8 protein-coding genes and 1 pseudogene are annotated in these 12,344 nt (G+C 58.4%); 8 read left to right on the top strand and 1 reads right to left on the bottom strand.

Features of this window, described 5'->3' with window-relative positions; genetic code table 11:
- Positions 1 to 175: 175 nt before the first annotated feature.
- A pseudogene (locus GH657_RS18580) lies at positions 176 to 928 on the top strand (hypothetical protein); the annotation flags it as partial.
- Between the two features lie 33 nt (positions 929 to 961).
- Positions 962 to 4,390, top strand: a complete 3,429-nt coding sequence (locus GH657_RS16180; RefSeq protein ID WP_174770007.1) for a YadA-like family protein — start codon at positions 962 to 964, stop codon at positions 4,388 to 4,390.
- A 243-nt stretch (positions 4,391 to 4,633) separates the two neighbouring features.
- Here the strand turns inward: GH657_RS16180 and GH657_RS16175 are convergent, their stop codons facing one another.
- Positions 4,634 to 5,617 (bottom strand): GlxA family transcriptional regulator, encoded by a 984-nt coding sequence (locus tag GH657_RS16175; RefSeq protein WP_153102055.1) that lies wholly within the window; start codon positions 5,615 to 5,617, stop codon positions 4,634 to 4,636.
- A gap of 424 nt (positions 5,618 to 6,041) precedes the next feature.
- Here GH657_RS16175 and GH657_RS16170 point away from each other — a divergent pair, with 424 nt between their 5' ends.
- The 6 genes from GH657_RS16170 to GH657_RS16145 all read left to right on the top strand — a co-directional run bounded on the left by GH657_RS16170 (position 6,042) and on the right by GH657_RS16145 (position 12,096).
- Positions 6,042 to 6,935, top strand: a complete 894-nt coding sequence (locus GH657_RS16170) for a choline ABC transporter substrate-binding protein (RefSeq protein ID WP_246174198.1) — start codon at positions 6,042 to 6,044, stop codon at positions 6,933 to 6,935.
- A gap of 103 nt (positions 6,936 to 7,038) precedes the next feature.
- Positions 7,039 to 7,968, top strand: a complete 930-nt coding sequence (gene cdhC, locus GH657_RS16165; RefSeq protein WP_153102054.1) for a 3-dehydrocarnitine:acetyl-CoA trimethylamine transferase CdhC — start codon at positions 7,039 to 7,041, stop codon at positions 7,966 to 7,968.
- 107 nt (positions 7,969 to 8,075) lie between these two features.
- A complete protein-coding gene (locus tag GH657_RS16160; RefSeq protein ID WP_153102053.1) occupies positions 8,076 to 9,041 on the top strand; it encodes an L-carnitine dehydrogenase in 966 nt (321 codons plus the stop codon).
- A gap of 113 nt (positions 9,042 to 9,154) precedes the next feature.
- A complete protein-coding gene (locus GH657_RS16155; protein WP_153102052.1) occupies positions 9,155 to 9,751 on the top strand; it encodes a thioesterase family protein in 597 nt (198 codons plus the stop codon).
- Between the two features lie 50 nt (positions 9,752 to 9,801).
- Positions 9,802 to 10,791 (top strand): alpha/beta hydrolase, encoded by a 990-nt coding sequence (locus tag GH657_RS16150; RefSeq protein WP_153102051.1) that lies wholly within the window; start codon positions 9,802 to 9,804, stop codon positions 10,789 to 10,791.
- A gap of 117 nt (positions 10,792 to 10,908) precedes the next feature.
- Positions 10,909 to 12,096: a TauD/TfdA family dioxygenase gene (locus GH657_RS16145; protein ID WP_153102050.1), complete on the top strand. Its 1,188-nt coding sequence runs from the start codon at positions 10,909 to 10,911 to the stop codon at positions 12,094 to 12,096.
- Positions 12,097 to 12,344: the final 248 nt, after the last annotated feature.

Here is a 12,344-nt window from a genome sequence, read left to right as displayed (position 1 = left end):
AATTAAAATCCTTATGTATTTTTGTATGTATTTGTTATAAAAGGATTTTTTTATGTTTTTGGAAATGTGACAAATCAATTAAAATGGGTTATTTATTAGGATTAGTCCGATTTATTTAATCTCGTGAGGCGCGATATTCGAGGCGTTGCAATTAATTCTTTCGCCGGGATCGCGCATGATTAAGATCTGTCGCGTCATCTGGAGCGTAGCGGGTGGGATGTGGACTAACGCTTCTGATTGGGTGCGCGGGCAAAGTAAGGGGCGTACCCATACTCGTCTGCGTTTTTTTTCACTGGTATTGCTGGGGAGTATTAGCTCATTCCATATAGCAATGGCCGGCGCTTTGTCGGATGCCATGCGAAATCGTGTTTTTACGAGTCCCGGCATTGATTTCAACTGTTTAAGTCAGGCGGCGCCGGATCTGGCTTGCGATATTCACAATCGGTCTGTGCCGGCCTTCGCCCCAGTGCTCGCGTCGGTACGACCGGATTTCATGGCTGCGGCGCTGGCTCAGAGGCAACCCAAAAGAATGAGTGCTGCGGCTCCGGCAGCCGATCCTCTAGCGACTGGCAGCACGTCTGCTGTCAACGGAAGCGATGCCGCAACGGCAACGGGAGTCCTGGATATAGCGATTGGGTCTGCTGCAACGGCTAACTCAAGTGATGCACCAGAAACCTCCATTTTTGATTATTCAACCGCGGTGGGGGCGGGAAGCACTGTTCAGGGCGGAAGCTCAGTTGCGTTTGGTGCTGGGGCAAGATCAGGCAAGAATGCCATGCGTAATGTTCAGGCAACAGCGATAGGGGCTGGAGCCAATGCCGCTGAGTTTAATTCATCTGCTTTGGGCTATGGGACGAGAGTTTCCGCGATTAATGGCACGGCATTGGGTTCTGGGGCTGTGGTTTCAGCAAGGAATGCAACCGCCATAGGTTCTGGCGCAATCGCGGATCGGGAGAATACGGTGTCGGTGGGCCGTGCTGAGGTGAAGGACAGCGGGGGGCAGGTGACGCAAACGGAGTTGACGAACCAGATTGTGAATGTCGCGGATGGTACGCAAGCTAAAGACGCGGTGAACAAGAGCCAGCTCGACGCGGTGGGCACGGCGAGCGCGACGGCACAAACCACAGCGGAGGCAGCGCAATCCGGGCTGGGCACGCTGGATGGAATCGCGGCGAAATACGACAGCACGACGAAGGACAAACTGACGCTGGGCGGCGGTACGGGTGGCACGACGCTTGGCAACGTAAAGGCAGGCACAGCTGCAACGGATGCGGTGAACAAGAGTCAGCTAGATGCGGTAAGCACGGCGAGCGTGAAAGCACAAACCACAGCGGAGGCAGCGCAATCCGGGCTGGGCACGCTAGATGGAATCGCGGCGAAATACGACAGCACGGTGAAGGACAAGCTGACGCTGGGCGGCGGTGCGAATGGCACGACGCTTGGCAACGTAAAGGCAGGCACAGCTGCAACGGATGCGGTGAACAAGAGCCAGCTCGATGCGGTGAGCACGGCGAGCGTGAAGGCACAAACCACAGCGGAGGCAGCGCAATCCGGGCTGGGTACGCTAGATGGAATCGCGGCGAAATACGACAGCACGACGAAGGACAAGCTGACTCTGGGCGGCGGTGCGAATGGCACGACGCTTGGCAACGTGAAGGCAGGCACAGCCGCAACGGATGCGGTGAACAAGAGTCAGCTCGATGCGGTAAGCACAGCGAGCGCGACGGCACAAACCACAGCGGAGGCAGCGCAATCCGGGCTGAACACGCTGGATGGAGTCGCAGCGAAATACGACAGCACGACGAAGGACAAGCTGACGCTGGGTGGCGGTACGGATGGCACGACGCTTGGCAACGTAAAGGCAGGCACAGCTGCAACGGATGCGGTGAACAAGAGCCAGCTCGATGCGGTGAGCACGGCGAGCGTGAAGGCACAAACCACAGCGGAGGCAGCGCAATCCGGGCTGAACACGCTGGATGGAATCGCAGCGAAATACGACAGCACGGCGAAGGACAAGCTGACGCTGGGTGGCGGTACGGGTGGCACGACGCTTGGCAACGTAAAGGCAGGCACAGCTGCAACGGATGCGGTGAACAAGAGCCAGCTCGATGCGGTGAGCACGGCGAGCGTGAAGGCACAAACCACAGCGGAGGCAGCGCAATCCGGGCTGAACACGCTGGATGGAATCGCAGCGAAATACGACAGCACGGCGAAGGACAAGCTGACGCTGGGTGGCGGTACGGGTGGCACGACGCTTGGCAACGTAAAGGCAGGCACAGCTGCAACGGATGCGGTGAACAAGAGCCAGCTCGATGCGGTGAGCACGGCGAGCGTGAAGGCACAAACCACAGCGGAGGCAGCGCAATCCGGGCTGAACACGCTGGATGGAATCGCAGCGAAATACGACAGCACGGCGAAGGACAAGCTGACACTGGGTGGCGGTACGGGTGGCACGACGCTTGGCAACGTGAAGGCAGGCACAGCTGCAACGGATGCAGTGAACAAGAGCCAGCTCGATGCGGTGAGCACGGCGAGCGTGAAGGCACAAACCACAGCGGAGGCAGCCCAATCCGGGCTGAACACGCTAGATGGAATCGCGGCGAAATACGACAGCACGACGAAGGACAAGCTGACACTAGGCGGCGGTGCGAATGGCACGACGCTGACAAACATCAAGGCCGGGGGATCCGCTACGGATGCGGTAAACGTAACGCAGTTGCAAGGCATCACAGGGGCCTTGGGCGGAGACGCTGCGGTAAACCCCGATGGCACGCTGAAAGCGCCGTCGTACGTCGTGCAAGGCACGACTGTGAACAACGTGGGAGCGGCCCTGTCAAGCCTGGACACAGTGACGACGAAAAACACCAGAGACATCACAAAAAACGTCGGCGACATCACGAATCTGACCGCGAGGGTGAACAGCATCGACACGACTTCGATAGGCCTTGTGCAGCAGGATGCGACGAGCAAGACGATCACGGTAGCGAAAAGTCTCGCAGGCGCCGCCGTCGATTTCAGCGGTACGGCTGGCGCGCGGCAATTGAACGGCATCGCCGCGGGGACGATCGGTGCAACCAGCACGGATGCGGTTAACGGCTCACAACTGCATGTCACGGCGACCAGTCTGGCAGGCGTACTGGGCGGTGGGGCCACGGTGAACAGCGATGGCTCGGTCACGATGCCGAGGTACACGGTCGGCGGTGCAACGGTCAGGGGGGTGGATGGCGCCATTACAAAACTGGACGAACGCCTGACGCAGGATGCGGCCTCGATGGCCCAGCTCACCACCGGTATCGATAATGGCGTACTTGGCCTGGTCAGACAGGACAAGACGAGCGGCAATATTCTGGTGGCGAATGGCCTGGGCGGCCAAACGGTCAGTTTTGCCGGAACCCAGGGGTTACGGGTCGTGACCGGCGTGGCAAGCGGCAAGAGCGACAGCGATGTGGTGACCGTTGCCCAACTGAGGGCGGTGGGCCTGGTGGACCCGAATGGCCGGGCAATGGGTGCCGTCGTATACGACGACCTGGGCCTGGGACGCATCACGTTAGGTGGAACGAACGGCACGGTATTGGGGAGTCTAGCCAATGGACTGATTGCCCCGGGTAGCCGGGAAGCCGTGAATGGTGGCCAGTTGCATACGCTGCAGCAAAACTTCCAGCAACAGTACGACACGCTGCATAGGAGGGTTGACGATTTGAACGCTCAGGTTAAGAACAGCGGCGGCCAGGGAGGAGGGAATGACAATGAACTGGTTAAAACTGGAAGAGGCATAGGTAGCCTGATAGTGGGTCTGTCGGCTGATGCATCCGGCGATAAGGATATTGCGGTGGGGTCCAATGCAGCCGCGCACGGTGACCTTGCGATGGCAGTGGGCCCGAACGCCCTGGCCGATGGCGATGAAAGCATGGCGGTAGGCTCGAACGCCTCGGCAGCTGGCGATGAAAGCATGGCGCTAGGCCCTGACGCATCCGCACCGGGGAGGTACTCCATTGCCATGGGTCAAGGCTCGATTGCTGACCGGGACAATACGGTGTCGGTCGGCTCCAAAGGCCATGAGCGTCAGGTGACGAATGTGGCGCCGGGTACGGCGCCAACCGATGCAGTGAATGTCCAGCAGTTGCAAGGTGTCCTGGGGCAAGTCAGCGATGTCGCCCGGCGGGCTTATTCGGGCGTAGCGATGGCGATGGCCATGACGGGAGCCTATCTGCCGCCACTGGGGCCCGGTGAAAAGACGCTGGGCGTGGGTGTCGGTGGCTACAAGGGCTACGGCGCCCTGGCTGTGAACTTCAAGGCGCTTGCCAATAATGGTCGTCTTAGCTGGGGCGCAGGAGTATCGAGCAGCGGTCACGACGTCGGCTTCAATGCGGGGGCTGGATGGAAGTGGTAACAGCATGGGGCATGGGCAGTGAAGTGACGAGACGAATGACGAGATCAGGCGATCTGCGCAACAAACCGTTTTCTGCATTGGCGACGTGCATCCAGAAAGAAAAATCTGATTTTTGAACAGGCAGGGAGTCTGTCAGGTTGTCCCCCAAGCGGGACGCCCGGACATGGGCATCCCGTTTTCGCCTTGCCTCGTGTTGCCTCGTGTTTCTGCCCCTTTCCTGCCCCTTAACCCCTGTCTTGAGCCTTAGCGCACGGCTGCAATGAACGCACCCTCCGCATGGGGGCTATGTGAACTGCGATCCCGGCTGGGACTTGCACCAAACCGCTCACGGTAGGTACGGGAGAAATGCGACGGCGATTCGAAACCGCACGCCACACAGATCGACGTAATCGACATGTCTGTCTGTTGCAAAAGCTCGCGCGCTCGGCTAAGCCGGAGTTGAAGATAGAAATGCGTGGGGGTGTCCTTGAGCGCCGCGCAAAAAAGCCGCTCCAGTTGTCTGCGTGTCACGTCGATGTGCTGCGCGAGCACATCCGGTGCCAAAGGCTCTTCCATGTGCTGTTCCATCATGCCAATGACATGAATCAGCTTCGGATTGTGAATGCCATAGCGCGCGGCGATCTGCAGGCGTTGATGATCTGAGGGCCGGCGAATCCGGCTCATGACGAACTGTTCTGAAATGGCGGCCGCGAGCGCTGCATCATGATCGCGTGCGATCAGGTCGAGCATCATGTCGATCGACGCAGTTCCCCCCGCGCACGTCATGCGCCGTGGCCCGGTTTCAAACAACTCCTGGCTGACCTGTAACGCGGGATAGCGTTCACGGAATGCGGATAACGCTTCCCAGTGCAGCGTCAGGCTGTCCGTCAGGCTGAAAAGCCCCGCTTCCGCCAGCACGAAGCTACCTGTATCAATGCCGCCGAGGGTGATGCCGGCCCGGTCCTGTTGCCGCAACCAGTTTTCTAGCTGGCGGGTGTAGCAGGCTAGCGGCTTAAACCCGGCGATGACGAAGAGTAATTTTGCCGCTTGTCCGCCCATGCCATAGGCCGGTTCAGCATTCAGGGAAAAACCGTTGCTCGCGGTCACGGGCAAGCCGTCCGTGCTCAGGATGCGCCAGCGATAAAGATCGTTACGAAAGCGGTTGGCAACGCGTAACGGCTCAACGGCGGAGATAAAACCGAGAGCCGAAAAACCTGGCAGAAGCAAAAAAGCGATGTCTTGGGGCATGAGGGACGCGTGGGCTGATGCAAGAGGTCAGGAAAGCGTAACAAGTGCTTGCAGCGGCGGCAAGATAGATAACTGAATGCTGGCCGCATGGCCAAGGGCCATGTTGCCGTCAGCGCGGCCTGGCATGGAGGTTTTCCCTCGTAGTCGCGGGCAAGCAAGAACGGGTCGCCAGTGGTCGCGTCCGGTGACATATGAGGCGGTAACTTTGCCTCACTGTCAGCCATGCCGAACGGGTGCCCGGGCAAGTCAGGCAAGTCATGATTTGGCCGATAACGTCAGTAACGTCAGTAACGTCGATAACGTCAGTAACGTCGATAACGTCAGTAACGTATGCGGCCGCACTTTTCCTCACGTGTTCGAAGGGAACGCAATGAAGTATTTCGTCAAGCTTGTGTCAGTTTTTTGTGTGCTTACGGCCGCATGCATGCCACCCGCTGTTGCCAAAGATCCCGCCAGCTGCCAGACAGTCCGTTTTGCCGACATCGGCTGGGCGGATATCACATCCACTACGGCGCTGGCTTTGGTCATTCTCGATGCTCTGGGTTACCGTCCAGCCAGCACGATCGCATCGGTCCCAATCTCGTTCGCCGGCTTGAAGAGCCGTCAGATCGACGTCTCCCTGGGCTACTGGTGGCCCGTGCAGGAACAGGCGCTTACTCCATTTTTGAAAGCGGGCTCGATCGACCTGATCGAGCCCGCCAATCTGACTGGCGCCAAAGCCACGTTCGCGGTTCCTGCCTACGTTTATCAAGCCGGGTTGCGAACCTTTGCCGATATTGCCAAACACCACAAGGAGCTGGACGGCAAGATCTATGGCATTGAGCCGGGCAGCAGCGCCAACGCGGCCATCCAGAAAATGATCTCGAGCAACCAGTTTGGGCTGGGTAGTTTCAAGCTGGTTGAGTCGAGCGAGGCCGGGATGCTGGTAACCGTCGAGCGCGCTATCCGCGACAAAAAATGGGTGCTGTTTCTCGGCTGGGAGCCGCATCCCATGAACATCCAGATCGACATGAAATACCTGGGCGGCAGTGACAACGTTTTCGGTCCGAACGATGGCGAAGCGCGTGTTTATACGCTGACTTCACCGGGCTATCAAACCCGGTGTCCGAATGTCGGCAAACTGCTCGCCAACTTGCACTTCACCGTACAACTTGAAAACCAGCTGATGCAATCGGTCATGCAGCGGCAAAAACCAGCCGACGCTGCACGGGCTTATCTGAAGAAAAACCCGCAGGTGCTTGATGCCTGGCTGGCTGGTGTGAAGACTTTCGATGGTGGAGAGGGTTTGCCCGCAGTCAGGGCTTCTCTTGGGCTATAGGCGATCAGGTTCAAAACGGGCCCGTCTCAGGTATTTATCCGGCAGGCCGGCTTTTTCCGGCTTTTTCCGGCTTATCTCATCAGAACCACAGGAATTCACGCACATGAATGACGAAGTGATTGTGACCTGCGCTGTCACCGGGGCGGGCGATACGGTTGGCAAACATCCCGCTATTCCTGTTACGCCGAGACAGATTGCCGATGCGGCCATCGAAGCCGCCAAAGCGGGTGCGACGGTTGCGCATTGTCATGTGCGCGATCCCCAAACAGGCCGTGGCAGCCGCGATCCCGATCTATACCGCGAGGTGGTTGACCGTATTCGCTCGTCCGATACCGACGTCATCATCAATCTGACGGCGGGCATGGGTGGGGATCTCGAAATCGGTTCAGGTGAAAATCCCATGCGGTTTGGTGCGGGCACGGATCTTGTCGGCGGGCTCACGCGTCTCGCGCACGTTGAAACGCTGCTGCCAGAAATTTGCACGCTCGATTGCGGCACCCTCAATTTTGGTGATGGCGATTACATCTATGTCTCAACGCCAGCCCAGCTTCGGGCTGGAGCGAGGCGCATCCAGGCGCTGGGCGTCAAACCCGAACTGGAAATCTTCGATACGGGTCATCTGTGGTTTGCCCGGCAGTTGCTGAAAGAAGGTTTGCTGGATGCGCCTCCGCTATTTCAGATTTGTCTTGGCATTCCATGGGGTGCGCCTGCCGATACAACCACGATGAAAGCCATGGTGGACAGCCTGCCGCCGGGGGCGCAATGGGCTGGGTTTGGTATTGGCCGCATGCAAATGCCCATGGTCGCGCAGGCCATGCTGCTCGGAGGGCATGTCCGGGTAGGTCTTGAGGACAATCTATGGCTAGATCGGGGTATTCACGCGACTAACGGCACGCTGGTTCAGCGTGCCTGCGAAATTATTGAGCGTCTGGGAGGACGGGTGTTGACGCCAGAGGCAGGTCGCAAAAAGCTTGGCCTGCCTCCCCGAGGCGAACGGCTGCTTGAACAACGTTCGCTGGAACACTTTGCTTAGCTTAGGTGCTTTCATTCATATAGTGCCCGTCCGGGTTGCCGTTCGTTCGTCTGGCTGGCGGCGAATCATTCAAGGCTGACCTGGCCGACTCTCCAGAGGTTTCAGTCATGACGTACATCGTCGAACTCAAAACATTTGCGGCAATTGGCGTGGGCGTGATCGGCAGCGGCTGGGTTGCCAGAGCATTGGCACATGGGCTGGATGTCGTTGCATGGGATCCAGCGCCCGGTGCGGGGCAGCAACTGCGGGCAAATGTCGCCAATGCGTGGCCCGCGCTTGAACGGGTGGGGCTGGCTCCGGGTGCTGATCAAGGACGGCTGAAATTCGTCGAGACGATCGAGGCCTGTGTGAGGGACGCGGATTTTATTCAGGAAAGCGCCCCTGAGCGCGAAACACTGAAGCTCGCCCTGCACGATCAAATCAGCCACGCGGCCAAACCGGATGCCATTATTGCGTCGTCTACCTCGGGCTTGTTGCCGAGCGATTTTTACGCGCGAGCCCTGCATCCAGAAAGATGCGTGGTGGGCCATCCGTTTAACCCGGTTTATCTGCTTCCTCTCGTCGAGGTGCTGGGCGGTGTTCAGACTACGCCTGCAGCCGTTGACGCCGCGCTGCAAATCTACCGCAATTTAGGCATGCGGCCCTTGCTCGTCAGAAAAGAAGTGCCAGGTTTTATCGCGGATCGCTTGCTCGAAGCGTTGTGGCGTGAAGCGCTGCATCTGGTCAACGATGGCGTTGCCACGACAGGCGAAATTGACGATGCGATTCGTTTTGGCGCGGGCATTCGCTGGTCGTTCATGGGAACATTTTTGACTTATACCCTCGCCGGAGGCGAGAGCGGCATGCGTCACTTTATGCAGCAGTTTGGCCCGGCGCTTGAGTTACCGTGGACCCGTCTCGTCGCCCCAAAGCTGACTGACGAGCTGGTTGACCGTGTTGCAGAAGGCACGGCAGAACAGGTAGGGCCCCGTTCGATCAAGGAACTGGAACGGTACCGGGACGAATGCATTACTAGCGTGATGGCAGCCATTGCCCAAATCAAGGCCCGCTACGGTATGCGTGCCATCGACTAAAAACTGAAAAGAGTGTTTTTTCTTCATGTGGTCTGGCATGCATCGGGTTCCTGGTTTCAGGTCTTACGCCCCTGACTCTCCAGCCATTGCTCTAAACCTCACCAGGAAAAGTCATGCGGCCTGATTCACCATTTCTGCACTATCACAGCACTGTCGTGGACGAATGGGTCGATTACAACGGGCACTTGCGCGATGCGTTTTACATGCTGCTCTTTAGTTTCGCCACCGATGCGCTGATCGAGCACCTTGGGCTCGATGCCGCGACACGTCAGGCACGAGGTCGTTCGATCTACACTCTTGAGGCGCATCTCAACTATCTTCACGAAATCAAAAAAGACGCGCAGGTGAGGGTCGAGACACGTTTGCTGGCGCACGACCAAAAGCGTTTGCATCTCTATCTGGAGATGTTCGCCGATCAGCGGGAACAGCCTGTCGCCGCCGGTGAGCAGATGTTGTTGCATGTGGCGACCGGCAGGGACGATACGCCAGCGCATTCAGCGGTGTTTGATGCGGATGTCTATGCCCGGGTATTGCTATTGGCAGAGGCGCACTCCGGCGCGCCGCCCGCGAAGTATGCCGGACGGGTTATTGGCTTGCCGCCCCCCCAGTCCGACAATATCCAGACAGATCTTCAAGACACACAGGGGTGCACCCGTCGCACCCTTTTGTCCTTTTGTCCTTTTGTCCCCGCTAACTGCTCCAAAGTTTAGCCACAGTCACAACCACAACATTCAGCCGGAACCTGGAAGACCACTCCACCATGCTAGAGCCGGAAATCGAGGCGTTTGTCGCATCCGCATCGGCGCTTTACCCGGCTGATGCCGCATCGCTTCCTGTGGCGCAGCAGCGGATGCTTTACGAGCGTTTTAGCGCAACATTCACAGCGCCATTACCGCTGGGAGTGACGGTCCGGAATGCGGTGTTTACGGCGGCAGCGGGGCATACGGTCGCCTTGCGCGCGTATTACAGCCACGATTGCAACCACGGCCATGGCCGTGAGATGTCCAGCGCAGCGGGGACGGTGCTGTATTTCCATGGCGGCGGGTTCGTGCTTGGTTCGCTCGATAGCCATCAGCTCATCACCGCGCGCCTGGCAGCCGATACCGGGTTGTGCGTTGTGGCAGTCGATTACCGCTTGGCTCCCGAGCACCCGGCTCCCGCGGCCCATGACGATTGTCTCGAGATCACGCTGGCGGCACTCGCGGGCCACTTGCCGTTGGCGCTTCCCCGGTGCAAATCATTGCAACTGGCGGGAGACAGCGCGGGTGGCACGCTAGCAGCCAGCGTGGCGATGCAGTTGCGTGAGCGCAATATCGAAGGCGTGCAGGGTATGACGCTGGTTTATCCCATGCTCGGGGCTGTACCTCAACCTCCTGCACGCGATACCGAAGCGCATGCGCCATGCTTGACACTGGCGGACGTTCAGGCGTTTCGCCGCTTGTACTGGCAAGACACGGCCCCGCCCTGGACAACACCGCTTGACGCGGCCCGTTTCGACGGATTGCCCTCGACGCTGGCAATCGGCGTCCAGCACGATCCGTTGCGCGATGACGCGGTTGTCTTTGTTCAGCGTATCCAGGCCACAGGTGGCCGCGCTGAAATATGGCTGGGCGAAGGGTTAGTGCATGGATGCTGGCGTGCACTCGATACAAGCCCGGGCGTGCAACGAATGCACAGCAGGATCTGTGCTTTTCTACGCGGAACCGCAGATGCACAAGGTTCCGGCCTCCAGCATGTTCTTACCGTTTGAACCTGCCGTTTGAACCATTTGAACCATTTGAGCCATTTGAACCATTTGAACCATTTGAACCATTTGAACCCCGATCAAACCCGGCTTAAAACCCGATCCATAACAAGGAGACTGGCCATGCAACTCGCTGAATCGATGATCGAAGACTGGCGCGCCTTTACGACCAACGTGTCGCTGGCCGATGCGGTGATAACCGGGCCTGCCATCATCGTTACCTGGGGCGACGGACGAGTCTCGCCGTTTCATTTCATGTGGCTGCGTGACAACTGTGCGTGCAACCAGTGCGTTCACCCACTTACCCGCGAACAGGTATTCGAAATCGCCGATGTACCTGATGACCTTGCCGCTCAGGCCGCGTCGATAGGAGGGGCGGGGGCATTGCATGTCCAGTGGACGGATGGGCACCGAAGCGTCTATACACCGGGCTGGCTACGAGCTCATGCTTATGACGACGCCTCGCGTGCCGAGCGTCATCGCGCTGGCAAGGCGCATCCCTGGGCCGCTGAATATGGCGCCGCGCTGGCGACGTTTGACTGGCGCGATGTCGAACATGACGACGCTGCGTTACATGCCTGGCTGAGCGCGCTTCGCGCAACGGGGCTTACGTTATTGCGTGGCGTGCCCGTTGAACCTGGCAGTGTCGCGGCCGTCGCGCGACGCATTTCGTTTATCCGCGAAAGCAATTTTGGCGTGCTGTTTGACGTTGCGTCAAAGCCCATGCCAGACAGCAACGCATATACGTCGATCAATCTGCCGCCGCATACCGATTTGCCAACGCGTGAGTTGCAACCCGGTTTGCAGTTTTTACATTGCCTCGTCAATGATGCCCCCGGTGGAGACAGCATCTTTATTGATGGTTTTGCGTTGGCGACACATTTACGTGAGCACGAGCCTGATGCATTTGCCACGCTGTCCTCTACGGCGTTCGAGTTCTGGAACAAAAGTGCGACAAGCGATTATCGTGCATCGGCGCCGATCATCGCGCTCGATGGCCGTGGCGAAGTGATTGAAGTGCGTCACGCCAACTTCCTGCGCGGCCCGATCGACGCGCCACTGGCTAGCATGCCCGCCATTTACGAGGCATACCGGCGCTTTATCGAATTAGCCCGTGATGAACGTTTTCGTGTTCGACACCGGCTCGCGGCGGGCGAAATGTGGGCCTTCGATAACCGGCGTGTGCTTCACGCCCGGACCGAATTCGATCCTCAATTGGGTGCGCGGCATTTGCAAGGGTGTTATATCGACCGTGACGAGTTGCTGTCGCGTATCCGGGTGCTGGAACGTGCGCTGCCGCCAGGCTCCTGAAAAGCGTAGGCCCACCTATCATTTAAGACATGTGGGCCTGCCTGCTGCATGTCTCCGGCTGGGGTACGGCTTGAATATCTAGTGCGGAATGTTCAGCGTGAGCCGGTGGCACAGCAGCTACGTGATATGCAAAGCCTTTCGCGCCTTCGCATTACGCGCTTCGTCATCTGCGAGCACAAAACCTTTATCGACCAGCATGCGCGTCATGTATTGACGGTTGTACAAAAATGCCATGATAAATTGCCATA

It is taken from the genome of Paraburkholderia hayleyella (assembly GCF_009455685.1).
GTDB classification, from domain to species: domain Bacteria; phylum Pseudomonadota; class Gammaproteobacteria; order Burkholderiales; family Burkholderiaceae; genus Paraburkholderia; species Paraburkholderia hayleyella.
This window is presented reverse-complemented; position numbering and strand designations above follow the sequence as displayed.